27 protein-coding genes are annotated in these 25,785 nt (G+C 72.4%); 14 read left to right on the forward strand and 13 right to left on the reverse strand.

Features of this window, described 5'->3' with window-relative positions:
• Positions 1-72: 72 nt before the first annotated feature.
• The 4 genes from ACZ7GZ_RS07635 (at position 73) to ACZ7GZ_RS07650 (ending at position 3,408) form a co-directional block, all read left to right on the forward strand.
• Entirely contained in the window at positions 73-1,641 is a 1,569-nt protein-coding gene (locus ACZ7GZ_RS07635) for a serine/threonine protein kinase (protein ID WP_471021829.1), read from the forward strand.
• A 50-nt stretch (positions 1,642-1,691) separates the two neighbouring features.
• Positions 1,692-2,663, forward strand: a complete 972-nt coding sequence (locus ACZ7GZ_RS07640; RefSeq protein ID WP_471021831.1) for an LLM class F420-dependent oxidoreductase — start codon at positions 1,692-1,694, stop codon at positions 2,661-2,663.
• An 80-nt stretch (positions 2,664-2,743) separates the two neighbouring features.
• Positions 2,744-2,920 carry a hypothetical protein gene (locus ACZ7GZ_RS07645; protein WP_471021833.1) on the forward strand — a complete coding sequence of 59 codons (177 nt, stop codon included), beginning with the start codon at positions 2,744-2,746 and terminating at the stop codon, positions 2,918-2,920.
• 62 nt (positions 2,921-2,982) lie between these two features.
• A complete protein-coding gene (locus ACZ7GZ_RS07650) occupies positions 2,983-3,408 on the forward strand; it encodes an SsgA family sporulation/cell division regulator (protein ID WP_471021834.1) in 426 nt (141 codons plus the stop codon).
• 37 nt (positions 3,409-3,445) lie between these two features.
• Here ACZ7GZ_RS07650 and ACZ7GZ_RS07655 read toward each other — a convergent pair whose 3' ends face one another.
• From ACZ7GZ_RS07655 to ACZ7GZ_RS07675, 5 genes are all read right to left on the reverse strand, one after another.
• Positions 3,446-3,991 carry a DUF6328 family protein gene (locus tag ACZ7GZ_RS07655; protein ID WP_471021837.1) on the reverse strand — a complete coding sequence of 182 codons (546 nt, stop codon included), beginning with the start codon at positions 3,989-3,991 and terminating at the stop codon, positions 3,446-3,448.
• Between the two features lie 52 nt (positions 3,992-4,043).
• Positions 4,044-5,027, reverse strand: coding sequence for an aldo/keto reductase (locus ACZ7GZ_RS07660; protein ID WP_471021839.1), 984 nt, complete (start codon positions 5,025-5,027; stop codon positions 4,044-4,046).
• 1,051 nt (positions 5,028-6,078) lie between these two features.
• Positions 6,079-6,669: a TetR/AcrR family transcriptional regulator gene (locus ACZ7GZ_RS07665; protein ID WP_471021841.1), complete on the reverse strand. Its 591-nt coding sequence runs from the start codon at positions 6,667-6,669 to the stop codon at positions 6,079-6,081.
• Positions 6,666-8,150: an MFS transporter gene (locus ACZ7GZ_RS07670; protein ID WP_471021842.1), complete on the reverse strand. Its 1,485-nt coding sequence runs from the start codon at positions 8,148-8,150 to the stop codon at positions 6,666-6,668. The genes ACZ7GZ_RS07665 and ACZ7GZ_RS07670 overlap by 4 nt, the downstream gene beginning before the upstream one ends.
• Positions 8,151-8,198: 48 nt before the next feature.
• The gene (locus ACZ7GZ_RS07675) at positions 8,199-8,375 is read right to left on the reverse strand and encodes a hypothetical protein (protein WP_471021844.1); all 177 of its coding nucleotides are present in this window, start codon (positions 8,373-8,375) and stop codon (positions 8,199-8,201) included.
• Positions 8,376-8,701: 326 nt separating this feature from the next.
• Between ACZ7GZ_RS07675 and melC1 the strand changes: the two genes are divergently transcribed.
• Both melC1 and melC2 read left to right on the forward strand, forming a co-directional pair.
• Entirely contained in the window at positions 8,702-9,082 is a 381-nt protein-coding gene (melC1, locus tag ACZ7GZ_RS07680) for an apotyrosinase chaperone MelC1 (RefSeq protein ID WP_471021845.1), read from the forward strand.
• Between the two features lie 35 nt (positions 9,083-9,117).
• The gene (gene melC2, locus ACZ7GZ_RS07685; RefSeq protein ID WP_471021847.1) at positions 9,118-9,939 is read left to right on the forward strand and encodes a tyrosinase MelC2; all 822 of its coding nucleotides are present in this window, start codon (positions 9,118-9,120) and stop codon (positions 9,937-9,939) included.
• 10 nt (positions 9,940-9,949) lie between these two features.
• On the opposite strand, the gene ACZ7GZ_RS07690 is transcribed toward melC2, so the two are convergent.
• Together ACZ7GZ_RS07690 and ACZ7GZ_RS07695 are read right to left on the reverse strand one after the other, a co-directional pair.
• Positions 9,950-10,642, reverse strand: coding sequence for a ribonuclease H family protein (locus ACZ7GZ_RS07690; RefSeq protein ID WP_471021850.1), 693 nt, complete (start codon positions 10,640-10,642; stop codon positions 9,950-9,952).
• A gap of 62 nt (positions 10,643-10,704) precedes the next feature.
• On the reverse strand, positions 10,705-11,499 hold the full coding sequence (locus ACZ7GZ_RS07695; protein ID WP_471021852.1) for a VOC family protein: 795 nt from the start codon (positions 11,497-11,499) through the stop codon (positions 10,705-10,707).
• Positions 11,500-11,908: 409 nt separating this feature from the next.
• Between ACZ7GZ_RS07695 and ACZ7GZ_RS07700 the strand changes: the two genes are divergently transcribed.
• The 3 genes from ACZ7GZ_RS07700 to ACZ7GZ_RS07710 are packed head-to-tail and all read left to right on the forward strand — an operon-like array spanning position 11,909 to position 15,351.
• Positions 11,909-13,351 carry a family 2B encapsulin nanocompartment shell protein gene (locus ACZ7GZ_RS07700; protein ID WP_471021854.1) on the forward strand — a complete coding sequence of 481 codons (1,443 nt, stop codon included), beginning with the start codon at positions 11,909-11,911 and terminating at the stop codon, positions 13,349-13,351.
• A gap of 14 nt (positions 13,352-13,365) precedes the next feature.
• Positions 13,366-14,418 (forward strand): family 2 encapsulin nanocompartment cargo protein terpene cyclase, encoded by a 1,053-nt coding sequence (locus ACZ7GZ_RS07705; RefSeq protein WP_471021856.1) that lies wholly within the window; start codon positions 13,366-13,368, stop codon positions 14,416-14,418.
• Between the two features lie 54 nt (positions 14,419-14,472).
• Entirely contained in the window at positions 14,473-15,351 is an 879-nt protein-coding gene (locus ACZ7GZ_RS07710) for a geranyl diphosphate 2-C-methyltransferase (RefSeq protein ID WP_471021858.1), read from the forward strand.
• A gap of 286 nt (positions 15,352-15,637) precedes the next feature.
• Here the strand turns inward: ACZ7GZ_RS07710 and ACZ7GZ_RS07715 are convergent, their stop codons facing one another.
• Complete coding sequence (locus tag ACZ7GZ_RS07715) at positions 15,638-16,120, reverse strand: VOC family protein (protein ID WP_471021860.1); 483 nt, start codon at positions 16,118-16,120, stop codon at positions 15,638-15,640.
• Between the two features lie 121 nt (positions 16,121-16,241).
• Between ACZ7GZ_RS07715 and ACZ7GZ_RS07720 the strand changes: the two genes are divergently transcribed.
• A complete protein-coding gene (locus tag ACZ7GZ_RS07720) occupies positions 16,242-17,441 on the forward strand; it encodes an epoxide hydrolase family protein (protein ID WP_471021861.1) in 1,200 nt (399 codons plus the stop codon).
• Positions 17,442-17,691: 250 nt separating this feature from the next.
• Here ACZ7GZ_RS07720 and ACZ7GZ_RS07725 read toward each other — a convergent pair whose 3' ends face one another.
• Positions 17,692-18,114, reverse strand: a complete 423-nt coding sequence (locus tag ACZ7GZ_RS07725) for a helix-turn-helix domain-containing protein (protein WP_471021864.1) — start codon at positions 18,112-18,114, stop codon at positions 17,692-17,694.
• Between the two features lie 254 nt (positions 18,115-18,368).
• Here ACZ7GZ_RS07725 and ACZ7GZ_RS07730 point away from each other — a divergent pair, with 254 nt between their 5' ends.
• On the forward strand, positions 18,369-19,256 hold the full coding sequence (locus ACZ7GZ_RS07730; RefSeq protein ID WP_471021865.1) for an RNA polymerase sigma factor SigF: 888 nt from the start codon (positions 18,369-18,371) through the stop codon (positions 19,254-19,256).
• A 49-nt stretch (positions 19,257-19,305) separates the two neighbouring features.
• On the opposite strand, the gene ACZ7GZ_RS07735 is transcribed toward ACZ7GZ_RS07730, so the two are convergent.
• Positions 19,306-19,758, reverse strand: coding sequence for an ATP-binding protein (locus ACZ7GZ_RS07735; RefSeq protein WP_471021867.1), 453 nt, complete (start codon positions 19,756-19,758; stop codon positions 19,306-19,308).
• Between the two features lie 432 nt (positions 19,759-20,190).
• Here ACZ7GZ_RS07735 and ACZ7GZ_RS07740 point away from each other — a divergent pair, with 432 nt between their 5' ends.
• Positions 20,191-21,459 carry a streptophobe family protein gene (locus ACZ7GZ_RS07740; RefSeq protein WP_471021869.1) on the forward strand — a complete coding sequence of 423 codons (1,269 nt, stop codon included), beginning with the start codon at positions 20,191-20,193 and terminating at the stop codon, positions 21,457-21,459.
• On the opposite strand, the gene ACZ7GZ_RS07745 is transcribed toward ACZ7GZ_RS07740, so the two are convergent.
• On the reverse strand, positions 21,456-21,617 hold the full coding sequence (locus ACZ7GZ_RS07745) for a hypothetical protein (RefSeq protein ID WP_471021872.1): 162 nt from the start codon (positions 21,615-21,617) through the stop codon (positions 21,456-21,458). The two genes, ACZ7GZ_RS07740 and ACZ7GZ_RS07745, sit on opposite strands and share 4 nt — an antisense overlap.
• A 58-nt stretch (positions 21,618-21,675) precedes the next feature.
• Complete coding sequence (locus ACZ7GZ_RS07750) at positions 21,676-22,086, reverse strand: hypothetical protein (RefSeq protein WP_471021874.1); 411 nt, start codon at positions 22,084-22,086, stop codon at positions 21,676-21,678.
• A gap of 315 nt (positions 22,087-22,401) precedes the next feature.
• Between ACZ7GZ_RS07750 and ACZ7GZ_RS07755 the strand changes: the two genes are divergently transcribed.
• The gene (locus tag ACZ7GZ_RS07755; protein WP_471021876.1) at positions 22,402-22,785 is read left to right on the forward strand and encodes a nuclear transport factor 2 family protein; all 384 of its coding nucleotides are present in this window, start codon (positions 22,402-22,404) and stop codon (positions 22,783-22,785) included.
• An 877-nt stretch (positions 22,786-23,662) separates the two neighbouring features.
• On the opposite strand, the gene mgrA is transcribed toward ACZ7GZ_RS07755, so the two are convergent.
• Positions 23,663-24,655 carry an L-glyceraldehyde 3-phosphate reductase gene (gene mgrA / locus ACZ7GZ_RS07760; protein ID WP_471021878.1) on the reverse strand — a complete coding sequence of 331 codons (993 nt, stop codon included), beginning with the start codon at positions 24,653-24,655 and terminating at the stop codon, positions 23,663-23,665.
• Between the two features lie 148 nt (positions 24,656-24,803).
• On the opposite strand from mgrA, the gene ACZ7GZ_RS07765 reads away from it, so the two are divergent.
• Positions 24,804-25,718, forward strand: coding sequence for a LysR family transcriptional regulator (locus ACZ7GZ_RS07765; protein WP_471021880.1), 915 nt, complete (start codon positions 24,804-24,806; stop codon positions 25,716-25,718).
• The last annotated feature ends 67 nt before the right edge of the window (positions 25,719-25,785 follow it).

The raw sequence follows: 25,785 nt of genomic DNA on the forward strand, positions 1-25,785 counted from the left end.
CGGATTCTTTGAACGCACCCCCGCGCCTCCCGCGTACCTCTGTGAGACACACAACAGGGGTTCCAGCGAGGGATGACCATGGTCAAGGCGCATGTCTCCGCACACGAGTTGGTCGCCGGACGCTACCGGCTCCTGGAGGTCTTCGCCCGGGAGACGAACCGCCTGTGGTGGTACGCCGAGGACGTCGCGGCGGAGCAGCCCCGGCTGGTGGCCCAGACCGCCCTGCCGGAGCCCTCCGCCGACGACACCGCGCGCCGGGTCACGGCCCGCGTCATCCGGACCTGCGAGACCATGCGGCTGCTGTGCCCCGGCCAGGTCGCCCCGGTCGTCGACGCCGTGGTGGAGGCCGGCACGCTGTGGACGGTCACCGAATGGATCGACGGCACGCCGCTCTCCGAACTCCTGGACCGCGAGGGGGCGTTCAACACGGCACGGGCGGCGCGGATCGGCCTGGAGCTGCTCGATGTGCTCCAGGCCGCGCACGACGAGGGGATCACCCACGGCGAGCTCAGCCCCGGCCAGGTCTTCGTACGGGACAGCGGCCCCGTCGTCGTCACCGGGTTCGGGCTGGCGGGCGCGACACTGGTGCCCCGGCTCACGGCACCGTCGTACGCCTCGCCCGAGCAGGCCCGCGACGAGCGCATCGGGCCGGCCGCCGACCTGTGGGCACTGGGCGCGCTCCTGTACACGATGGTGGAGGGCCGGCCGCCGTTCCGGGACCGCGGCCGGCCCGACGCCACCCTGAAGGCCGTGGACCGGCTACCACTGCGCACCCCCCTGCGCGCGGGCCCGCTCACCCAGGCCGTGCAGGGGCTGCTGCGGAAGAACTCGCGGGAGCGGCTGACCCGGCCGGTGGTCCGCGAGGCCCTGATCCGGACCCTCGACGAGGACGCCGACGCCGACCGGCAGCCGGCCCCCGTGCCCCGGCTGCGCGGCGCGTACGCGGGTGTGCGCCTCGCCGGGCGGGAGCACGGCAGACGGGCCCTGGCGGCCGGTACCGCGCTGGCCGTCCTCACCGTCACCGCCGCCGTCCTGGCCGCGACCCACCAGCTTCCGGGCACCGGCACCGCGCAGGCACCGGACCGTCCCTCGGCCTCGGCCGCTCCCACCGGCGGACACACCGGCGGCGGCAGCGCGACGCCCTCCGCGAGTCCCACCCCGAGCAGCCCGCCCGCCCTCCCGGCGGGCTACCGCCCCTACACCGCCCCGGAGGGCTTCTCCGTGGCCCTGCCCGGCGGCTGGAAGCGGCTGATCACCAGCCGGGCCACCGGCGCCTACCGCGTCACCTTCGGCCGGGACGGCGCCTCCCCCACGCTGGCCGTCACCCACAGCGAGCACGTGGGTGCCGACCCGGTCGCCGTCTGGCGGGACGACGTCGAACCGGATCTGCGGCGGCTGCCCGGCTACCACCGCGTCGGCACCGTCCGCGCGACCACCTACCGGGGCCACGAGGCCGCCGACCTGGAGTGGCTGGCCGGTACGGGGGACGGGCGGGTGCACACCTTCGGGCGCGGCTTCCTGACGGGCGGCGGCGACGGCTTCTCCCTGCGCTTCACCACCCCGGCCGCCACCTGGAACGACACCGCCAACCGGCTGGCGCTGAAGACGTTCCTGCAGACGTTCCGTACGCCGGCGGGCTGACCGGCGCCCGTGGCCCGTTTTCGGGCCGCCGACCCGGGGACTCACCTCTTATGGTGCAAATCGGATACACGATGATGACCGAGCAGGCAGGTCCCCGGGAGCTGGTGGACCACGTGGTGCGGGCCGAGGAGACCGGGTTCGACTTCTCGGTGATCTCCGACCACTACTTTCCGTGGCTGCGCTCGCAGGGCCACTCCTCGTACGCGTGGAGCGTGCTGGGCGCCGCCGCCCAGGCCACCTCGCGGATTCCGCTGATGACCTACGTGACCTGCCCCATCCTGCGCTACCACCCGGCGATCGTGGCGCAGAAGGCGGCCACCGTGCAGTTGCTGTCCGAGGGCAGGTTCCGGCTCGGGCTGGGCGCGGGCGAGAACCTGAACGAGCATGTGGTGGGCGGCGGCTGGCCCCCGGTGGACGTGCGCCACGAGATGCTCGAGGAGGCCGTGGAGATCATCCGCGCGCTGTTCGAGGGCGGCCACGTGACCCACCACGGACCGCACTACGACGTGGAGTCGGCCCGGCTGTGGGATCTGCCGGACCAGCCGCCGCCGATCGGCATCGCCGTCTCCGGAGAGCAGTCCTGCAAGCTCGCCGGACACCTCGCCGACCTGGTCATCGCGACCGAGCCGAAGCCGGGGCTGCTGGAGGCCTTCGACCGGCACGGCGGCAGCGGAAAGCCCCGGGTCGGGCAGCTGCCGGTGTGCTACGACCCCGACCGGGACACGGCGGTCAAGCGCGCCCACTCCCAGTTCCGCTGGTTCGGGCTCGGCTGGAAGGTGAACGCCGAACTGCCGCACCCGGACTCCTTCGAGGCCGCGACCCAGTTCGTGGACGAGGACGACGTCGCCTCCTCGATCCCGTGCGGCGACGACCCGGACGCCTTCGTGGAGGCGGTCCGCCCCTACGCCGAGGCGGGGTTCGGGGAGATCGCGCTCGTGCAGATCGGCGGCGACGCGCAGCCGGAGTTCCTGGACTGGTCGGCGAAGACCCTGCTGCCCGCCCTGCGGGAGGCCTTCGGCTGACAAACCGGCCCATGGGTGCCTACGGGCTTTCCTGTCCACGCCCGCTCCCGGGTGCGGCCCCTTGAGCTTCCTCGCAGGAGATGGAGTCGCTCGTCGCCGAGGCGGTCGGGGCCGGCCCCGGCCTGCGCGTCCAGGAGCGCCGGACGAAGTGCTACGACATGGTCCGGCGGCTGGAGGAACTCCAGCAGGCCGCCGGGGGCTGCCTGGCCGCGCTACGCGGAGCCGGCGGGAATCCGGGGAATCAGTCGCACGGGTGAGCATCCCGGGCGGCACCGGGGTACTAGAGGGCTCTACGCCGATTGTTGCCGGAGGCCCTCGCATGACCGCGTTCGTGCACAAGACCCTGGTGGTGCAGTTGCGCGCGGAAGGCACCGGCCGGTGCCCCGTGCTGGCCCATCTCAGTTACGACGCCGACGACCCGTTCGCCGTCACCGCCGTCTTCGGCCACGACGGCCGGGTACTGGCCTGCTGGCGGCTGGACCGGGAGATGCTCTCCGACGGTCTGGTCCGGCCGGTCGGCACCGGGGACGTGCGGCTGCGGCCGGCCGCGACCGGTGCGTGGCACGAGCTGTGCATGGAGTTCCTCGGGGACGTCCGGCCGGACGGGAGCCGGCACCGCGCGGTGGTGTTCGCCTGGGCGCCCGCGGTCGCCGCGTTCCTGCGGGAGACCCACCGGGTCGTCCCGCCGGGCCGCGAACGCGTCCCGGTCGACGAGCTGGTGGCCGAGATCCTCTCCGCGGGCTGAGCAGGCGTACGCACGCGGCGGCGAAGGGGCGCCGGTCCTACGTCCGTCCCCGGCCGGGCGTGCCGCCGCCCGGCCCCGGGTGCGCGGCGCCGTCGGACGAGCGGGTGGTGTGCCGGTGGCGGGCCCACAGCGGCAGGCCGTACCAGCAGACCAGGTACCAGACGACGACGGCGGTCACCAGATACGGCACATAGCCGTCGTGGGTGGCCACCCGCAGGATCAGCAGCAGCGAGGACGCCATCGTCACCAGGAGCATGACCAGGCCGACGAACGTCATCCGGGACGCGAGCTGTACCGCCTGCGGCTTCACCCGGCGGCCGGACACCAGGCGGTGCAGCGACACCGGTCCGATGAGGGCGCCGGTCGCACAGGCGCCGAGGACCACGGTCACGATGTAGATGACCTGGTCGGCGCGGGGCAGCGTGGCGTACTTCGGCTGGAAGACGACGGTCAGCAGGAAGCCGAACAGGATCTGCACGCCCGTCTGGGCGACCCGGACCTCCTGGATGAGTTCGACCCACATCCGGTCGGCCCGCTCCTCCTCGGTCTCGTTCCGCCCCCTGCGCCGTCCTTCCTGCGTCATGCGGTGCGTGTAACCGCCCTGCCGTTCGTTCAAACGACGCGTGCCCCGACGACTACCAGCGGTGCTCGACCTGGTCCCTGATCCGCCGCTCGTACAGCTCACGGATCGCGGTGAGCGTCTCCTCGGGCAGCGGCGGCAGCTTGGCGGCTGCCGCGTTCGCGCGGGCCTGCTCCGGGTTGCGGGCGCCGGGGATCACCGTGGTCACGCCGTCCTGCTCGATGATCCAGCGCAGGGCCAGCTGGGCCGGGGTGCATCCCTCGGGCGCGAGCGCGGCGAACTCGGCGGCGGCCTCGACCCCGGTGTCGTAGTCGACGCCGGAGAAGGTCTCGCCCTGGTCGAACTGCTCTCCGTGCCGGTTGAAGGTGCGGTGGTCGTTGGCCGCGAACACCGTGTCCTTGGTGTACTTGCCGGACAGCAGGCCGGAGGCGAGCGGCACCCGCGCGATGATGCCGACGCCGGCCTCGCGGGCGGCGGGCAGCACCTCGTACAAGGGCTTCATGCGGAAGGGGTTGAGGATGATCTGCACGCTCGCCACGTTCGGCCGGGCGATCGCGGTGAGCGCCTCGGCGCAGGTCTCCACGCTCACCCCGTAGGCCGCGACGCGCTCCTCCTCGACCAGGGTGTCCAGGGCGTCGAACACCGCGTCGGAGGAGTAGACGGGCGTCGGCGGGCAGTGCAGCTGGACCAGGTCGACGCGGTCGACGCCGAGGTTGCGGCGCGAACGGTCGTTCCAGGCGCGGAAGTTTTCCAGGACGTAGTTCTCGGGGATCTGTTCGACCCGGCGGCCCATCTTGGTCGCCACCAGCACATGCAGGTCGGGCCGGCCGCGCAGGAAGGAGGCGATGGTCTCCTCGCTGCGTCCGTCGCCGTACACGTCGGCCGTGTCGAAGAAGGTGACCCCGGCCTCGGCCGCCGCCTCCAGGACGGACAGGGCCGCCTTGTCGTCCACGTCGCCCCAGTCGGCACCCAGCTGCCATGTGCCGAGACCGACCACCGATGCCCACTGACCCGACCTGCGGAATGCGCGTTCGTCCATGGCGCCAGTCTGTCATCCGGTGCCGGAGCACCAACGGATCCTTCCTTCCCCTCTTCCCCTCGGGGCGCTTCGGGCCCGCTCGGCCGACCCGGCGGTGGCCGCTGCCGAACGCCCCGGGTTTCCGGCGCAGGTGGGGCTGTAGCGCTCGGCGTACCGCAACCGGGGGCAAGATCGCCGCCGACGGGCTGTGGACCTGCGCGCGGGGCTGTGCGCACGGCTGGTCCCCGGTCGCGATCCGGTGGGCCCGCCTCGCACCGGTGGAGTGGGCCGAGGGCTGGGCATATCCGGCGGACGCCGCCTGGAGCGACGCCGGGGTGCCGGGCACGGCCGTACCCGGCGCCTTCGGGCCACAGGTGTGAGCGGAAGCGGTCGCGGCCCTCGACCGCCTGGGCCCTGACCGGGTGTCCGGCAACGCCTTCCTGGACCGGCTGCTGCGCCGACCGGACCTCTTCAGGCCCAGAAGCAGGCGCCCTCGCCCAGGTCCGCGAGGAGGCCCCGCTCCCACCGGGGCGGCTTGCGGGTCAGCGCGCTCGACGTGGGGTTGTCGACACCGGCGAACCACGCGGGGAACCGAAGTGCTCGGCGGCGCGCTCGGCCGGGATCCCGGCGACGGGCACATCCGGAGGCCGGCCGCCGAGTCGGCGATGCCCCGGAGCGGCACCCTTCCGGCGATCGCTTTCCGGCGCGGCACGGAGGCCTGGTCCCGCGACCGTGCGCGCTCGGCGCGAACCGGACCAGTGAGGTCCGCACGCCGGGATCGGCCGACGGGACGCCCGCCTCCTCGGATGCGGTCCGGTGGGCGCCCGGGGCCGGCCCGTCCTCCTCCGTGGCGAGGCGGTCCACCGCAGACCCGTCGTATCAGGCCAGTCACCGGCGACCGCCGCGCCCCGCCCGGGCACCCGCACCCGACCCGGCCCCACCACCATCCCGCCGCACGGCATCGAACCCAGCCACATCGCCCCGCCCACCGGCGCCCGCGACGGCCGGCTGGCCTTGTCCTTCCGCAGGACCGTGTTGGCCCTGCTCACAGAGCCGGACGTGGCTCGCCGAGTCAGCCGCTCGGCGTCAACTGGGCCTGGACGAGCGGCCCGTAGTGCTCGGCGATGGTGTCGACGTCGGTCTCCCGCAGGTGCGGGCCGCGTGCGATGCCGTACATCACGCCGAGGCCGACGAGCGCGGCGACGGCGAGTTCGGCGCGCAGGCCCGGATCGGGGCCGGTGAGCCGGGCGGCGAGGCGTTCGGTGACCTGGGTGCGGAAGTTGGTGCGCAGGATGTCGCCGTGGTCGCCGTGCAGGGGGGCGAAGGCGATACGCAGCAGCGGGTCGGCGCCGCGCTCGCGCTGGCTGGACAGCACGTGCCGGGCCATGTGCAGGCCGAGGTCGGCGAGCGGCGCGTCCAGCAGGGCGTCCGCGTCGGTGTCGAAGGACATCACACGGGCGAACAGGGCGTCCTTGTTGCCGAAGTACTTCACGATCAGCGGCGGGCTGACACCGGCCCGTTCGGCGACGGCCCTGAGTGTGATGTCGGCGTGCGCGTGCCGGGCGAGGAGGTGGCGGGCCGCTTTGAGGATGGCCGCCTTGGTGGCCTCGGCGTCACGGCGGGCGGAGATGCCCGGTGCGGATGGAGTGCTCACGCCCCTCATGCTCCCTCCATGGCCTGGTCGCGGGCGCCGCGCGGGGTGCTCTCGGCGCGGCGGGTGCGGCCGGAGGGGCCGTCGCCGGGGATGGTCAGGGTGGCGGCGCAGGCCGCGAGGGCGACGGCGCCGGCCATCGCGAACGCGAGCAGATAGCCGTTCAGGGTGGGGATCGGTACGCCGCCGACCGGGCTGCTGTGATGCACGAGCACGGCCGCGACGGCCGCGCTGGAGGTGGCCTGGCCGATGGTGCGCATGAGGACGTTGACGCCGTTGGCGGAGGCGGTCTGCGCGGCCGGGACGGCCCGCAGGATGAGGGTCGGCAGCGCCGAGTAGGCGAGCGTGGTCCCGGTCGCCACGACGGTGGCGCCCATGATGATCATCCACAGGTCGCGGCTGTCGGCGATGCGGACGCCGTAACCGCAGGCGATGACGGCGGCGCCCAGCGCGAGGGTGGTCCGGGGGCCGCGCGCGGCCGAGATCCGGGCCGACAGCGGGGAGAACAGCAGCATGGTCACACCGCCGGGCAGCAGGCACAGACCGGTGGCGACGATCGACAGGCCGAGGCCGTAGCCGGTGGCTTTCGGCGCCTGCACCAGCTGGGCGGTGACCAGTGAGTTGGCGTAGAAGGCGAACCCGGTCAGCAGGGCGGCCACATGCGACAGGCCCACGCGCGGCCGGCCGGCCAACCGCAGGTCGACCAGCGGCCGTTCGGCGCGCAGCTGCTGCCAGCACCACAGGGTGAGGACGACGGCCGCCCCGAGGAACAGCCCGAGGACCCGGGGGCTCCGCCAGCCCCAGGTGCCGCCCTGCGAGACGCCCAGCAGCAGGCAGACCAGGCCCACGGCGAGACCCAGCGCGCCCACCACGTCGAACCGGCCGGATTCGCGCACGGGCGACTCCCTGACCGCCCACCAGGTCGCCGCGACGCCGAGCGCGCCGAGGGCGCTGGTGAGCCAGAACATGGTGTGCCAGTCGGCGTACTGGACGACGAGCGCGGCGAGCGGCAGGCCGAGCGCGGCGCCGATGCCGACCGTGGAGCTCATCAGCGCCACCGCCGAGCCCCGGCGTTCGGGTGGGAGTTCGTCACGCAGGATGCTGATCGACAGCGGTACGACGGAGGCGGCGGAGCCCTGGAGCGCGCGGGCGGTGATGAGCACGCCGATGTCGGAGGACAGCGCGCACAGCACCGAGCCGATGGTCATCAGGGCGAGTGCGCAGATCAGCACCCGGCGCTTGCCGTACATGTCGCCGGCCCGGCCGAGCACCGGGGTGAGGACGGCGCCGGAGAGCAGGGTCGCGGTGACCGTCCAGGAGACCGTCGCTGCCGAGGCGCCGGTGAGCCGGGGCAGGTCCGGCAGCAGGGGGACGACGACGGTCTGCATGACCGCCATGAGAATGCCGCCCGACGCCAGCACCGGGATGGCGAGCCGGCTGCGCAGCGGGGCCGGTCCGGCCGGGGGCCTGGATATCGGGGCGGGCTGGTCCATCGGCGCTCCAGCGGTCGGCGTGCACGGCGAGGTGAATGACAATTCACCTTAGCTGGTGAATGGCCATTCACCCAGTGCCCCGAGCAGATGGGGGAGCTCTCGGTCGAAGTTCCTCTCCAGTGCCGTCGGACAGGTGCGCATGAAGTGGTCGCGGATGCCGTCCAAGGCGGGCGCGAAGGCGTCGGCGGTCAGCCCCGCCGCCCGGCCGGTGAGCGCCGACGGCATCGGCACGCTCCCGTGCAGCCGGCCGTGCGGATGCCGGCAGGGCCCGTCAGGTCACCCGATCGCGTCAGTCTGGCGCGGTGAGCCGGGCCACTCGGACGGCCGGCGGACGGCAAGGATCAGCCGAAACGCGGTCGCCCCGGCAAGGAATTCCCCGTTCCGGAGCGGATCGCCACCCGGACACGACAAGATCATCTTCGTTCAACGCTATACGACATGTAACCACTTGTCCGGATCGGAGCGAACCGGTTCCGGGAGATTTCCCCCCGTCACCGAGCCCCCGATAGGCATGCGTCGTCACCACCGGAACACCCTCCAGGAGGACCCGCATGCCCGACCTCACCCGGCGCCGCGCGCTCACCGCGACGGCAGCCCTCGCGGCGACGGCCACCGTCACCGCCCTCGCGGCACCCGCGGCCTCGGCCGCGGGACACGACCACACCATGCCGATGCCGGACACCTTCGGCGAGGTCTACAAGGGCCGCCGGATACAGGGCCGTCCGATGAGCGGAGGCGGCCACCACCACGAACACGGCGGCGGCTACGAGGTGTTGATCGACGGCGTGCAGCTGCACCTGATGCGCAACGCCGACGGCAGCTGGATCAGCGTCGTCAGCCACTACGACCCGGTACCGACCCCGCGCGCCGCCGCCCGCGCCGCGGTGGACGAGCTGCAGGGCGCCCCGCTGCTGCCCTTCCCCGCCAACTGACCGCCCTCGCAAGGACTTCCGGAGCACCGCGCACCATGACCGTACGCAAGAACCAGGCCACCCTGACCACCGACGAGAAGCGCCGGTTCGTAGGTGCCGTCCTCGAACTCAAGCGCAACGGACGCTACGACGAGTTCGTCCGCACGCACAACGCGTTCATCATGTCGGACACCGACACCGGCGAGCGGACCGGCCACCGCTCGCCGTCCTTCCTGCCCTGGCACCGCAGATTCCTGCTCGACTTCGAACAGGCGCTGCAGTCGGTGGACCCCTCGGTCGCGCTGCCCTACTGGGACTGGAGCACCGACCGCACGGTGCGTGCCGCGCTGTGGGCGCCGGACTTCCTCGGCGGCACCGGGCGCAGCAGCGACGGCCGGGTGATGGACGGCCCGTTCGCCGACTCCGCCGGCAACTGGCCGATGAACATACGCGTCGACGGCCGTGGCTTCCTGCGCCGCTCGCTCGGCACCGGCGTGCGTGAGCTGCCGACGCGCGCGGAGGTGGAGTCGGTGCTGTCCCTACCGGCGTACGACATGGCGCCGTACAACAGCGCCTCGGACGGGTTCCGCAACCACCTGGAGGGGTGGCGCGGGGTCAATCTGCACAACCGGGTCCACGTCTGGGTCGGCGGCCAGATGGCCACCGGGGTCTCCCCCAACGACCCGGTGTTCTGGCTGCACCACGCCTTCGTCGACAAGCTGTGGGCGGAGTGGCAGCGGCGCCATCCGGGCGCGGCGTACGTGCCGGCCGGCGGCACGCCGGACGTCGTGGACCTGAACGAGACGATGAAGCCGTGGAACGACGTGCGCCCGGCGGATCTGCTGGACCACACGAAGTTCTACACCTTCGACAGCTGAAGGCTGCCGGTCAGGCCTCGGCGGTCCGGCAGTCCGGGTGCCCCCAGCCCTGCGCGTTCTTGGCGATGGACTCACCGGCCGCGTAGGAGCCGCCGCACAGGCAGCGGCCGGGGAACTTCGCCTTGATCGTGCGGGAGGACGCCCCGCCGCCGGCACGGCGGGGCGCCTTCTTGCGCGGGGCGGCCGCCTTCGGGGTGTCGGGCGACGGCGGCGGCTCCGGGGAGCCCAGCGCGCTGCCGGCCTCCTCCTGCACGGTGGCCGCCTGGCTGGCGGCACGGTCGGCGAAGTCGTTCAGCGGGTCACCGTCGACCTGGTGGGCCGGGACATAGCGGAAGTCGACCGTCCGGCCGTCGAGGAGGGCGTCGATGCGGACGACCAGGTCCTGGTTGGCGACGGGCTTGCCGGCCGCGGTCTTCCAGCCGTTGCGCTTCCAGCCGGGCAGCCAGCTGGTGACCGCCTTCATCGCGTACTGGGAGTCCATGCGGATCTCCAGCGGCACGTCCGGCGCGACGGCCGTGAGCAGCCGCTCCAGGGCGGTGAGTTCGGCGACGTTGTTGGTGGCCCGGCCGAGCGGGCCCGCCTCCCAGCGGGCGGCGGTCCGCTCGTCGTCGGAGATCACCCACGCCCATCCGGCCGGTCCCGGGTTTCCCTTCGAAGCCCCGTCGCACGCGGCCACCACACGTTCACGCATGTGCCCGATCATGCCATGGTCACCCGGGTGGCCGTGCCGCGTCATGCCCCGGGCGGCCTGGCCGGGACGGCCGGTCAGACGTCCTTGACGGTCGGCATCTCCCCTTCCGTGGTCGCGATGTCGATCACGGAGAGGTTCGCGCCCTGCGGATCACTGAGGGCCGCGAACCGGCCGAAGGGGCTGCTCATCGGCCCGAAGCGGAGGACACCACCGAGCTTGGTGGCGCGCGCCACGGCCTCGTCGCAGTCGTCGACGGTGAAGTAGACATTGATGTACGACGGCACCTCGGGCGGGAAGTCGTCGGTCATCCGCATCCGGCCGAGGACGGTGTTCTCCCCCACGTCGAACATCCGGAAGTCGACGGCGTGGTCCTCGATCTGCTTCATCCGGTACGGGAAGACCGCGGAGAAGAAGGTGTCGGCCTTCTCGGGCTCACGGGTGAAGACCTCGGCCCAGCAGTAGGCGCCCGGGACCGCCGTCGCCTCGAAGCCCTCGTGGGTGCCCCCCTGCCAGACGCCGAACACGGCTCCGCTGGGCTCCCGGGCCAGACACATCGTGCCGAAGTCACCGACCTGCATCGGCTCCATCAGCACCTCGCCGCCGTTCTCGCGGATCTTCTCCGCGGTGGCGGCGGCGTCCGGCGAGGCGAAGTAGAGGCACCACTGCGACTGGCCCTCCTGGCCGGGCATGGGCGGGACGACGGCGGCCACCGCCTTGCCGTCCGCGTAGGCCTGCGTGTAGTTGCCGTACTCCGACGACGACTCGCCGAAGGTCCAGCCGAGGACGTCGGCGTAGAACCGTTTGGCTCCCTCGACGTCGCTGAACATCGCATCGGCCCAACAGGGCGTTCCCTCGGGTTGCACGGCCATGCTCGCGGCCCTCCTGGTCTGTGTCCCGTACGGATGGTCCCCCGCCACAGTCGGTGTGTCCCGAAGCTCACGCTAGCCATCCGGCCCTCGCGCCGCGCGCCGAACGGGCGGGACCGCCGGGCCGCCGCCGTCGGCCCGTGCCGCTCGTCACGGAGGGTGACCGTGTCCTGTGCCGGACGGCGGGAAGGCGCGCGAACCACGGGCGTGGAGGCGGCAGCCCGGCGCGCGCCCCCTCCACGCGCCGGCTTGTTGCCGCCATTGGTTGGTTTGCACCACCAAGGAATGAAAGCGCCCCTTTTCACGCCTTTCCCAGTGATCATGCGGCCTGTTTGGCTGTGCGTGCACACCACCACCTGGCACACCACCGATCGATCCAGTCACCCCTGTTCATCTCCCTGCTGGAGCGAATGTGACCACACCGGACAGCGCCACCGGTCCCGTCGTAGACGAACCCGCCCCCGATCCCGGGGCCGACGGGCAGCTCACCAGCCTGAGCACCCGGGCGGCCCGCCAGCTCACCACGACCACCAAGTCCGAACCGCAGATGCAGGCCATCACCTCGCGATGGCTGCTGAAAACGCTGCCGTGGGTGGACGTCAGGGGCGGCACCTACCGGGTCAACCGCCGCCTGACGCTGCGCACGGGGCGCGGCCGGGTGCACTTCGAGCACAACGGCGCCGACGACATCCGGGTCGTCCCGGAGACACTGACCGAGCTGCCCATCCTGCGCGGCTACGAGGACGCCGACGTGCTGCGGGAGATCGCCGGCCGCTTCCAGCCCCGCGAGGTGCGCGCCGGGCAGGTGCTGTTCGAGGCGGGCCAGCCGGTGACGGAGGCCTACCTGGTCGTGCACGGCCGGTTCACCCGCTACACCCCCGGCAAGTACGGCGACGAGGAGATCACCGGGGTCGTCACCGACGGCGACCAGATGGGCGACGAGGCGGTCGGCCAGTCCGACCCGCTGTGGCCGGCCTCGGTGCGGGCCGAGACCCCGGGCGTGGTGCTCGCGCTGCCCTGGGCCGTGGTGCAGGAGTTCACCGAGCGGGTGCCGTCCCTCGCCGCACACCTGCAGGCGCATGTCGAGCGGCAGAACCGGCCCATGAACCGCAAGGGCGAGTCCGAGGTGCCGGTGCAGGCCGGCCATGTCGGCGAGCCCACGCTGCCCGGTGGGTTCGTGGACTACGAACTCGCCCCGCGCGAGTACGAGTTGTCCCTGACCCAGACCGTGCTGCGGGTGCACACCCGGGTCGCCGATCTCTACAACCACCCCATGGACCAGACCGCGCAGCAGCTCCGGCTGACGGTCGAGGAGATCCGCGAGCGCCAGGAGTGGGAGCTGGTCAACAACCGGGAGTTCGGGCTGCTGCACAACGTCGACTACGGCCAGCGGATCAGCACCTTCACCGGCCCGCCGGTGCCGGACGACCTGGACGAGCTGCTGTCGATGCGGCGCAAGACCAAGGTGTTCCTCGCCCATCCCAAGGCGATCGCGGCGTTCTTCCGGCAGTGCAACCGGCGCGGTCTGGTGCCCGGCACCGCGAGCGTCGACGGCCACGAGGTGCCGGCCTGGCGCGGCGTGCCGATCTTCCCGTGCAGCAAGATCCCGATCAGCGACGACCACACCACGAGCATCATCGCGCTGCGCACCGGCGAGGCCGACCAGGGTGTGATCGGCCTGTACCAGACGGGCATCCCGGAGGAGTACCAGCCGGGCCTGAACGTCCGGTTCATGGGCATCGACACCGCCGCGATCGTCAACTACCTCGTGACCGCTTACTACTCCCTGGCGATCCTCGTGCCCGACGCGGCCGGGATCCTGGAGAACGTCCAGATCGGCCGGTTCCCCGAATGACGTCCGAACCCTCCATGAGCACGCCCGCCCCCTCCTACACACTGCCCGGGCCGCCCAACATCGCCCAGAGCCTGCGCAGGCCCAACCGCACCGGGGCGATCCCCGGACTGCACTACCGGCCGGCCGCTCCCGCCGACCCCGAGAAGGCGGCCGAGATCGACCGTCGGCTGGAGACCTGGGCCCGGGAGCTGGACCTGTTTCCCACGGCCTGGAACGGAGACTTCTCCGGCTTCCAGTTCGGCCGGGCCGTCGTACTCCAGCATCCGGGCGGCCTCGACCTGGACCGTCTCACCGCCGCCGGGAAACTGCTGCTCGCCGAGAACATCGTCGACTCCTGCTACTGCGAGGAGGACGAGGGCAGAGGCGGGTCGCGGAGCGGTCTGGGCGGCCCGCTGATCATCGCCCAGTCGGCGCTCGACCCCTACCACGGTGTCCCGGAGCTGGAGGCGGAGTGGCGCCAAGGCATCCAGGCCGACGGCCCGCTGCGCTCGTACCACTTCGCCCTCGCGGACTACGCGGCCTTCGCCACGCCCAGCCAGACCGACCGGTTCGTGCACGACGTCGCCCGGCTGCACCTGGGCTACCTGGGCGAGGCCGCCTGGATGGAGACGAAGTACGTACCGCGGGTCTGGGAGTACCTGGTGATGCGGCAGTTCAACAACTTCCGCCCGTGCCTGTCACTCGTCGACGCCGTGGACGGCTACGAGCTGCCCGAGCAGGTCTACGCACGCCCCGAGATCCAGCGGATCACCGCCCTGGCCGCCAACGCCACCACGATCGTCAACGACCTGTACTCCTTCACCAAGGAACTGGCCAGCGACCCCACGCACCTGAACCTGCCGCAGGTCGTCGCCGCCAACGAGCGGCGCGGTCTGAAGGCCGCCTACCTGAAGTCCGTCGAGATCCACAACCGGATCATGGAGGCCTTCGAGGAGGAGGCGGCCATCCTGTCCGCCACCTCGCCGCTGGTGGAGCGCTACGCCCAGGGACTCGCCGCCTGGGTGTCCGGCAACCACGAGTGGCACGCCACCAACACCCACCGCTACCACCTGCCCGACTACTGGTAACCGCGTAACCACCACCCGCGAAACACCGTCACATACCGCTCAGAGGAGTCCTCGTTGACCACTGCCCCCGCCGCCCGGACCACGCCCGCTCCGGTTCCGACCCAGTCCATCTACCAGAGCCGGGTCGCGGACTACTGGAACGCCGAGGAGAACCCGGTCAACCTCGAACTCGGCAAGATCGACGACCTGTACCACCACCACTACGGCATCGGAGAGGCCGACCGCTCGGTGCTCGACGAGCCCGACCCGGACCGGCGGCGGGCGCGCGTCACCGCGGAACTGCACCGCCTGGAACACGCCCAGGCCGAACTGCTCACCGCCCACCTCGGGCCGCTGGCCCCCGCCGACCGGGTCTTCGACGCCGGCTGCGGACGGGGCGGCGGCAGCGTGGTGGCGCATCTGCGCTACGGCTGCCACGCCGACGGCGTCACGATCTCCGCCAAGCAGGCCGAGTTCGCGAACGAGCAGGCCCGCACGCGGGGCATCGACGACAAGGTGCGCTACCACCACCGCAACATGCTGGACACCGGCTTCCCGTCGGGCGCGTACGCGGCGTCGTGGAACAACGAGTCCACCATGTACGTCGAACTGGACCTGCTGTTCGCCGAGCACGCCCGGCTGCTGCGCCGCGGCGGACGCTATGTGGTGATCACCGGCTGCTACAACGACACCTACGGACAGGCCTCGCGCGAGGTGTCCCTGATCAACGCCCACTACATCTGCGACATCCACCCGCGCTCGGAGTACTTCAGGGCGATGGCCCGCAACCGCCTGGTGCCGGTGCACGTCCAGGATCTCACCGAGGCCACGATCCCCTACTGGGAGCTGCGCAAGCAGGCCGACCATCTGGTCACGGGCATCGAGGACACGTTCCTCGACGCCTACCGCAACGGCAGCTTCCAGTACCTGCTGATCGCGGCCGACCGGGTCTGAGCCCGGGGAAACCGGTATCCGCAGGCCTGATCCGTCTGCCGCCGGCCGCAGGGACGCAATCCGCGGCGGGCTCCGTACCCGAGCCGGAGCGGCCCGCAGGGGACCTCGGGTCGTTCGTGCGCGCGCTTCGCCGGATCGCCCCGCAGGAGGGCCGCCCGGTTACCGGGGCGGCCCCTTGCGGGACCGGGACGAGCCCACCCGGGCCGCCGTCGCCGAGCGAGCTCCTCGCCGAGGCCGGGCGAGGCGGAGGGGCCGGGCCCGGGCCGAGGGCCGGGGCCGGTGGCCGCTACTCCCCCGCGTACGCCTTCTCCAGCGCGGCGACGTCCAGCTTGCCCATGCTCATCATGGCCTTCATGGTGCGGGCCGCCTTCTCCTGGTCGGGGTCGCCGAGCAGGTCGGGCATCCGGTCGTAGACGACCTGCCAGGAGACGCCGTACTTGTCCTTGAGCCAGCCGCAGGGGCCGCCCTCGCCGCCGTTCTCGGTCAGTTTGTTCCAGTAGTGGTCGATCTCGTCCTGGTCGGCGCACAGGATCTGGAAGGAGATGGCCTCGTTGAACGTGAACTGGGGGCCGCCGTTGAGCGCGATGAACTTCTGGCCGTTGGCCGTGAACTCGACGACCAGCACCGAGCCGGCCGGGCCGGGGCCGGCCTCGGTGTGGCGGCCGACGCGGCCGATGCTCGAGTTCTTGAAGACCGACACGTAGAACTGCGCAGCCTCCTCGGCCTGGCCGTCGAACCAGAGACAGGTGGTGAATCCTTCGGTGGTCATGAGTACCTCCTTGACGGGAAACGCGGTCACCGGTGTCGACCGATCCTCGCGGCGAAACTCATCGGCCGGCCCGCCCGATAATCCGGGCGGGTGAACGGCGTCCCCGCCTAGCATCCCGGTCATGACCTCCCTACCCGCCGAACGCATCGCCCCCTTCCGGCTGTCCGTCCCGCAGAGCGACCTCGACGACCTGTACGACCGTCTCGACCGCACCCGCTGGCCGGCCGAGCTGCCCGGAGCCGGCTGGCAGTACGGCGTTCCGGCCGGCTATCTGCGCGAGCTGGTCCGGTACTGGCGGCATGAGTACGACTGGCGCGCAGCCGAGGCCGAGCTGAACCGGTGGCCGCAGTTCACCACCACCATCGACGGCGCCGACGTCCACTTCGCCCACATCCGCTCCCCGGAGCCGGACGCCACGCCGCTGGTGCTCACCCATGGCTGGCCGGGTTCGATCGTGGAGTTCCTGGACGTGGTCGGCCCGCTCACCGACCCCGTGGCGCACGGCGGGGACGCGGCGGACGCCTTCCACGTCGTCGTGCCGAGCATCCCCGGCTTCGGGCTGTCCGGGCCCACCACCGAGCGGGGCTGGGAGGCACGCCGGGTGGCCGACGCCTGGGCGGAGCTGATGCGGCGGCTCGGCTACGAGCGGTTCGGGCTGCAGGGCGGCGACTGGGGCGCGGGGATCTCGCGCGAGCTGGGCCGCGTCCATCCGGAGCGGGTGATCGGCGTCCACCTCAACCTGCTGCCGGGCGCACAGGCGGCCACCGAGCCCACCGAAGAGGAGCTGGCCGCACTCGGTCCCGAGGAGCGGGAGCTGACGCTGCGGTCCTGGCGCCGGTGGGACGCGTGGTCCCGCGACGGCGCCGGGTACGCCAGCCTGCAGGCCACCCGCCCGCACACCCTCGCCTACGCGCTGACGGACTCCCCCGTCGGTCAACTCGCCTGGATCGTCGAGAAGTTCCGGGAGTGGGCGGACTGCGAGGAACTGCCGGAGGAGGCGGTGGACCGGGACCGGCTGCTGACCAACGTGATGCTGTACTGGCTGACCGGTACGGCCGGTTCGTCCGCGCGCATCTACTACGAGCGGGCCCACGTCACGGGCGACCGGGCGTGGCAGCCGGCGGAGCCGTCGACGGCGCCGACCGCCCTGGCCGTGTTCCCGGCCGACCCCCAGATCCCGCTGCGGCACAAGTCGGAGCGCACCGAGAACCTGGTCCGCTGGACCGAGTTCGACCGCGGCGGCCACTTCGCAGCCATGGAAGAGCCGGACCTCCTGGTCCCCGACATCCGCGCGTTCTTCCGCCAACTCCGCGAGAAGTGACACGTCCGCCGGGCGGAGTGGCCGGGGGCATCTCAGGTGGCCGGAGGGCCACCGGGGACGCGACCCGGCCGGGCGGGCGGCCGGGGCGGCCGAGGTGGTCGCAGGGGCGCGGGACAGGCGGCCGGCCCGGCGAACGGATCGCGGGGCGGAGCCCCCGCAGCCCCGTTACGGCCCGGGGGCGGGCCCCCTTCCGGGGACCTGTGCCGCTCACGCTGCCAGCGGCCGGCCGCTCCCTCCCGGACGGTGCGGCTCAGGCTGCCAGGCAGAGGGTGTTGTGGGGGCGGGCGGTGGCGGGGCGGGGGCAGGAGCGGGGGGCCGTGCGGCGGGTCAGGTCGGCGTGGGCCAGTGACAGCAGGTCGGCGAGGCCCAGGCCGAGCGCGTGCGCCGCGGCGGCGAGGACCTCCGACGAGGCCTCCTTGCGCCCGCGCTCGATCTCGGAGAGATAGGGCAGCGAGATCCGGGCCGCGTCGGCCACGTCCTTGAGGGTGCGATCCTGCGCCCGCCGCTCGCGGCGCAGCACCTCACCGACCAGATCGCGCCACAGCGGCTCCTTCTTCTCTGTGCTTTCCTGGCTCTGTGTGTGAGGTCCGGGCGCGGACTGGCGCTCCGCCGGACGGGCGGGCGCCGGTCGCAGAGGGATCACTCGGGCTTCGTTGCTCACCTGGTTGGTCACCCACGTCAGCGTAGGGGCGGCGGGCCGTCGGACAAGGACCCGGCATTGCGCCCTCAGGGAAATCGGAGGGGCCCTTTCCCGCCACCGCACAAGCCCGGATGCATGCGAGTTGTGACCGGGGGTACCCGCCCCGTGAGCGGCACCACCCGCACGCATGAAACACAGCGTTGCGGGTATTTCAACTCAAATGGTAATAAACGGGCAAAAGCCACCGCCTAAGCAGACGGAGAACCGTGACTTTCGTGGGAGAGGTAATGAACACCGCCGGGATCCGGTCGCAAGCAGAGGTCACCGTGAGGACCGCGCAGGACAGGACGGGCGAGGGATCACTGCCTGGGATCGCGGACCCGGCGTCCGTCGCACCACGTGACGCACGGGAGCTGTCCCGCCAGTTCTTCCGCCGGCTCACCGAGCTGGAGGAGGGCACGCACGAGTACCAGTACGCGCGCAACACGCTCATCGAGATGAACATGTCGCTCGTGCGGTTCGCGGCCGGACGGTTCCGTGGCCGCGGCGACGACATGGAGGACATCGTCCAGACCGGCATGATCGGCCTGATCAAGGCCATCGACCGGTTCGAGCTGGCCCGCGAGGTGGAGTTCACGTCCTTCGCGCTGCCGTACATCGTGGGCGAGATCAAGCGGTTCTTCAGGGACACCACCTGGGCGGTGCACGTGCCGCGCCGGCTCCAGGAGGCGCGGGTGGAGCTGGCCAAGGCGCGCGAGGAGTTGTCCAGCCGCCTCGACCGGGATCCGACGGTGGCCGAGCTTGCGACGCTGATGAACATCTCCGAGGACGAGGTGGTCGAGGCCCAGCTCGCCTCCAACGGGTACAACTCCGCCTCCCTGGACGCGGCGCTCACCGGCGACGGCCCCGAGGACGGCGAAGCGGTGCTCGCGGACTTCATCGGTGTGGAGGAGGAGGGGCTGCGGCTCGTCGAGGACTGCCACGCACTCGCCCCGCTGATGGCGGAACTCAGCGACCGGGACCGGCAGATCATCCATCTGCGGTTCGTCGAGGAGGCCACCCAGGCGGAGATCGGGGAACGGCTCGGCTGCTCCCAGATGCACGTGTCCCGGCTGATCAAGCGGATCATCACCCGACTGCGCGAGGGCATGCTCGGCGAGCTGGGCTGCACCTGAGCCGGCCCGGAGAGCGGCCTGACCCTGGGGCGGCGGTGCGTCCGCCGCCTCAGCGCTGCAGTTCGAAGCGGGCCCGTACCCGCTTCCCGACCGGTACGCGCTCCGCGGTGACCTCCGAGGCCAGAGCACACACGATCTCCAGACCATGCCGTCCGACACGTTCGGGGTTCCTGGGGTAACGGCGGGGCAGGGCGGAGCTGCTGTCGTACACGCACACCGTGACGGCGCTGTCCGTGCCTTCCAGTTCCAGGATGAACGGGCCGTTGCTGTGCTGGTCGGCGTTGGTGACGAGTTCGCTCACGACCAGCAGCAGTTCGCCGTCGGCGCGCCGGTCGGCGGTGGCGCACCACTCGGTTCGCAACTGCTCCAGGAACTGGGACGCGAAGACGCGTGCCTCGGCGATGCATCCGGGTTCGCCGGTGTAATGCGCCGCGCGCCGCAGCGGCTCCACGGGTACGTCGAAACCAGTCGGTATCACTGCCCCGCCCAGATGCTTGGTCATGCCGTCTCTCTCGAAAACCCGGTCCGGCCGGTCGTCTGTTGCACCTGTCCTCGTACCCGGAGCCGGGCCCGGCAGTCCCCCGGAGCGTTCGCCCACCGCGCACAGTGGCGATGGTCACGCGGCGGGGAGACTCCGGCCGCTCACTCCGAGGGCGAACCCTGCGGCTCCCGCGGTGCGGGCGTGACCGACGACCCGCCGGGAGCGGAGTTCCCCGACGCGCCCACCGGCTTCGGCGCCGTCTTCTGCTCGACCGGCGACGCCGGCGGATCACCGCAGGCGCAGCGGACGCGGGGGTGTCGCGATGCGCGGCGGGATGCGCGGCTTTCCCCAGTCGAAACCCGGTCGGTGCGTGAGGCTCGCAAGCCGACGCCTGTCCGCGCGGACGGCCCACCCGGCGGGCGCGGTGCCGGGCCGCTGCTTAGCGTGGCAAGCGTGAGCGCTCCGACCGTCCCCGCGCGGCCCGCCGCCCACCACGGCTGGGTGCGGGCCGTGGCCACGGTGCTGACCGCACTGGCCGTCATGGTGCTGGTGGCGGCGCTCGGACTGTGGGCGGCCGGAGCGGCGGACCTGCCGGACGGCGCGTTCCCCAGGGTGGTGGCCGCCACCCTGGTCACGGCGGTGGGCGGCAGCGTGGAACTCGCCGGCAACGCGGGGGTCCTGGCGCAGACCCGGGCCGGGATCACCGTGATCCCCCTGTCGGTGACCCTCGCGGGTGCCCTGGTGACCGGGGCGGGTTTCCTGCGCCCGCTGCGGCACCGGGCGGTGGCCTCGGCGGGCGAACTGGCCGGCTGGGCCGGCCGGATCGCGGTCCTGTGGGTGCTCGTGCTGATCGGTCTGGCCTTCGGCGCCCGGCAGACCTACGCCGTCGATATGGGCAGCGGCACCCTCAGCGACCTGACCGGGCTGTTCGACGTGGCGCCGAAGGTGGGGTTCACCACGGACGTGCCGCTGACCGTGCTGTTCGGCCTGCTGTGGCTGGCCGGTGTCCTGCTGCTGGCGCTGCTGGTCGCGTACGGGGCGCCGCTGCCGGCTCGGCTGCTGCGTTTCCAGGAGTCGGTGCGCCCGGCGGCACACGCGGTGGTGGTCCTGCTCCTCGCATACGTCGTGGTCGGCCTCGCCACCGCGCTGATCACGGCGGCCACCCGTGGGCACGCCCCGGAGACCGTCGCGCTGATCCTGCTCGGCCTGCCCAATCTGGCCTGGCTGGCCCTGACCCTCGGCATGGGGGCGACCTGGAACGGCCGCGTGGACGGTCCGTTCGGCCTGCCGATGCCGCACGTCCTGGACACCGTTCTGCGCACCCCGGACGTCGCGGCGCTGAACCTGGGCTCGCTCACCGACCGCGACGGCCGGTGGTGGTGGCTGGTGGTCGTGGACGCCATCCTGCTGCTGGCCGTGGCCTTCCGGATGGCGGTCCGCTCACCGGCCCGGATCCGCCTGTGGCAGCACGCCGTTCACCTGGCCGTGGCGCTGGCGCTGACGGTGCTGATGATCTGTCTGACGGGCCGCGTCTCGGCGCACTACGGACTTTCCCTGCTCGGCATCGGCGACCTGGGCGGCGGGCTGTCCGGAGAGCTGTTCCTCGAGCCCCGGCTCTGGCAGGCGGTGGGCCTGGGCGCACTGTGGGGACTGGTCGCGGGCTTCCTGGGCGGCCTGCTGGCGCGCCCGCTGCACAGGCGGGGCGAGGTGAACCGGCTTTAGGGCCCGAACACCGGGTCGGTGCCGTCCGGGCCGCTGGCGACGGGCGGCTCCTCGGGTACGGCGACGAACCGGCGGCCGTCGGTCCAGGCGCCCCAGCCGTTGGAAGAACGGGTGTGTCCCCAGTCGCCCCGGCGCTCCACCGGCTCCACCAGCTCCACGCCCGACAGCAAAGGGAAGCACCGCGGCGTACGCGGCCCGAGGCGTCATGGACACGTGTCAGGCGACGGGCACCACGAGCACCGGCAGGGTGCGCTGCATGCGCAGCGCGTCCACGGACTCGGCGAGGAGTTCGTACTCGGTGGTGTCGTCGCTGGCGGCGATGCGCACAAGCCGTCCGCCCGCCAGCTCGTCGGCCACCAGCTCCTGCCGGACGTCGTCGGCGCACCAGGCGCGCAGCAGGGCGGGCACGTCGGCCACCGTGTCCGCGACCGGCACCAGCGCGCCCGCCGGGAAGGCCAGGCCCTCCGGGCTCGGGTCGAGGCGTTCGGCGATCCAGGACGCCCGGTCCCGCAGCCACCACAGAGCCAGGGACAGCGTCGGCGCGCGATAGGTGCCCAGCGGTACGCCGATGCGCCGGCCGTCGCACATGCCGTACGCCGTGACATGGCACAGGAATTCGTCGTGCACGTCCCACTCCCCCGTCGCCTCGCCGGTGTGCCGGCCTGGACCTCGCTCTGCGTGCGGCTCCCGTGCGGTGAAGTGCCCCTGGCGTTCGAGTATCGCCACTCCCGAAACAGTGTCACCATGACTTTCAGGCCAGTCTGTTGGCATATTCACCGGCTGCTCTGGCCGGAATCCACCGGGGTGTGCGGGGTCTCGGGCATGACCTGGCAGGTAATCGACCCGCCCCTCGGACCTCCGGCATGGTGGTCACACCGGATCGGCGAAGCCCCGGATCCGGCACCGAACAGCAGCTACGACCTCGATGGAGGCTGATTCACCATGTCCGCGCACACCGACCGTTACGAGACCGCCGCCGCCCGGTACTTCGAGGCCTGGAACGCCACCGAGCCGGAGGCGCTGAAGAAGGCGGTCGCCGCCGCGTGGACGGCGGACGGCGGCTACACCGACCCCCTCGCCGACGTCCGCGGCCACGAGGGCGTCGCTGCGGTGATCGCGGCGGCGCACGAGCAGTTCCCGGGATTCGTCTTCCGCCCGCTCGGCGCGGTGGACGGACACCACGACACCGCGCGCTTCGGCTGGGAGCTGGTGAACGAGTCCGACGGCTCGGCACCGGTGGCGGGGTTCGACGTCGTCACGCTGGACGAGGAGGGCCGGATCCGGCAGGTCCTGGGCTTCCTGGACCGGGTCCCGGCGGGCGCCTGACACCGCCTGGCCGGCGACGGCTTCCGCCGCGTGCGAGTCTGTCCCGGCGAACCACCGCCGCACAGAACCGAGTTCCCCGGCACCGGCGGCCTGGTCGAGGTCCGCGGTACGGTCGACGGGGCGGAAGGGGGCGCGGGCCGTCGCCGTGCGTCCCGGCAGCCTCGTCGACCCCCGCCTGACCTGCGGCCTCGGCCCGCGGCACAGGCGGACCACGGGCACCCTCGGCGCCCGGGGCCGCCCGGTACGTGACCCCGCCCGTCGGCCGAACACAATCCCGCAGGGGGCGGCGACCATGCGTCTGGCCGCTCCTTCCCTCGCGAGACAACCGGTCGCCGGGCGGGGCACCGGCTATGACGAGAACGCCGACGTCAGCCCGCCGGCCCCGGCCGAGGAAGCGTCCTGGCCGACCAGACCGCGCCACCCGGCACACGCGGCCGGCCCTTGAGGCAGCGACCCGGCCCCCGGAAGCCCAGCGACCGCCTCACCACTCGGCGACCCACGCCCGACCGCGACAGAGGACCACCCCGGCCCCGGCTCACCTTGGGGACCACCCCGGCCCCGGCTCACCTTGGGGACCGGCCCGGCGCCGGCTCACACCTGGGACCGCTCCGGCCCTCCTCGCCCCGGACCTGCCCGGCCCCGGCTGCCGCGGGGATCGTCCCAGGCCCAGCCTGCGCCGCGGACCGCCCCAGCCGCCCCGGAACCGCCCCTGCCCCGGGTTGCCTCGGTGACCGCTCCAGCCCGGACACACCTCCGAACGGCCCTGACTCCGGCCCCGGCCCGGCCCGGCCCCGGCTCAAGTTCGAGGCCCCCGGCTCCGGGCCGCCTCGGAACCGTCCTCACGGTTCCCGTGGCCCGCGTCGGTGCGCGGGGGTGCTCAGTGCTTCACGATCGCGTCGATCCGGGCCAGTTCCTCCGCCTCGAAGTCCAGATTGCGGATCGTGCCGACGCTGTCCTCGATCTGCTGGGGGCTGCTCGCGCCGACCAGTGCCGAGGTGACCCGGCCGCCGCGCAGCACCCAGGCCAGGGCCAGCTGGGCCAGGGTCTGGCCGCGGGACTTGGCGATCGCGTCGAGGGCGCGCAGCCGGGCGACCAGGTCCTCGGTGACCGCGTCCGAGTTCAGGAAGGGGCTGTCGCTCGCGGCCCGCGAGTCCTCGGGGATGCCGTCGAGGTAGCGGCCGGTGAGCAGGCCCTGCTCCAGCGGGGAGTAGACGATGGAGCCGACCTGCAGTTCGTCCAGGGCGTCGAGCAGTCCCTCGTCCTCGGGGCGCCGGTCGAGCATCGAGTAGCGCGGCTGGTGGATGAGGAGGGGGGTGCCGAGGTCGGCGAGGATGCGGGCGGCCTCGCGGGTCTGCTCCGCCGAATAGTTGGAGACGCCGACGTAGAGGGCCTTGCCCTGCTGCACCGCGGTGTGCAGCGCGCCCATCGTCTCCTCCAGCGGAGTGTCCGGGTCGGGGCGGTGCGAGTAGAAGATGTCGACGTGGTCCAGGCCCATCCGGGTCAGGCTCTGGTCGAGCGAGGAGAGCAGGTACTTGCGCGAGCCCCATTCGCCGTAGGGGCCGGGCCACATGAGGTAGCCGGCCTTGGTGGAGATCACCAGTTCGTCCCGGTACGGCGCGAAGTCGGCCTTGAGCGCCTCGCCGAGCGCGGACTCGGCGGCGCCGGGCGGCGGCCCGTAGTTGTTGGCGAGGTCGAAGTGGACGACGCCCAGGTCGAACGCGCGGCGCAGGATGGCCCGCTGCGTCTCGACGGGCCGGTCCGGGCCGAAGTTGTGCCACAGGCCGAGGGACAGCGCGGGCAGTTTCAGCCCGCTGCGTCCGGTGCGCCGGTGGGGCATGTCTGCGTAACGGTCGGGGTGTGCGGTGTACAACGCGACTCCAGAGGGGTTGGCACACGGTCACGGTCGTCCCGGCTCCCGGGAGCCTCGGCTCCTGGTCACCGCTTCCACTCTTTCCCGCCCTGCCGGCAGCGGTCCAACAGAAGAATCCGATGGAATTCAGCGACTAGGCTGCTCAATCATGGAACTGCGCCATCTCCAGCACTTCGTGGCCGTCGCCGAGGACCGGCATTTCACCCGGGCCGCCGAACGGCTGATGGTCTCCCAGTCCGGACTGTCGGCGTCCATCCGGGCGCTGGAGCGGGAGCTGCGGGCGCCGCTGTTCGTGCGCACCACCCGCCGGGTGACGCTCACCGAGGCGGGGCGGGCCCTGCTGGTGGAGGCCGAGCGGATCCTGGCGCAGGTGCGGGCGGCGCACGAGGCGGTGGCGGCGGTGCAGGGCGTGCTCCGCGGCACCCTCGCCCTGGGCACCGAGCAGTGCATCGCCGGGGTGCAGGTGGCCCCGCTGCTGGCCGCGTTCCGGGGCCGGCATCCGGACGTGGAGATCCTGCTGCGGCAGGCAGGTTCGGGCGCGCTGGCCGAGGAGGTCGGGGCCGGCCGGCTCGACCTCGCCTTCGCTTACCGCACGCAGGCGGACACCGACCAGCTGCGCTCGGTGTCGCTGACCAGTGAGCCGATGACCGTGCTGTGCCATCCCGGCCACCGGCTGGCCTCGGCCGGCGCGGTACTGACGCCTCAGGACCTGGCCGATGAGGTCTTCGTGGACTTCCACCCGGACTGGGGCCCGCGCCGCACCACCGACGCCGCGTTCACCGCGGCCGGTGTCCGGCGCACGGTCGCGCTGGAGGTCAACGACGTGCACGGCCTGCTGGACCTGGTGGACGAGAACCTGGGGGTCGCGGTCGTACCCCGGCACTTCCGGCACAAGCGGCCCTCGCTCACGGCGCTGCCGCTGAAGGGCACGGGCGAGGCGGAGTACGAGACCGTTGCCCTGCTGCCGCCGGAACGGGCCACCAGCCCCGCGGCCCGCGCACTGGTCACGCTCCTCGAGACAGGGGACCTGGCACCACCCCAGGAGGGGCCCCAGACCTCCTGATTCCGGCCGTCCGCCGCCGCAGACTCGAAGCCGTCGGCCAAGACGACGACGGTCAGGAGGACCTGTC

The sequence above is a fragment of the Streptomyces sp. NPDC037288 genome (genome assembly GCF_055603265.1).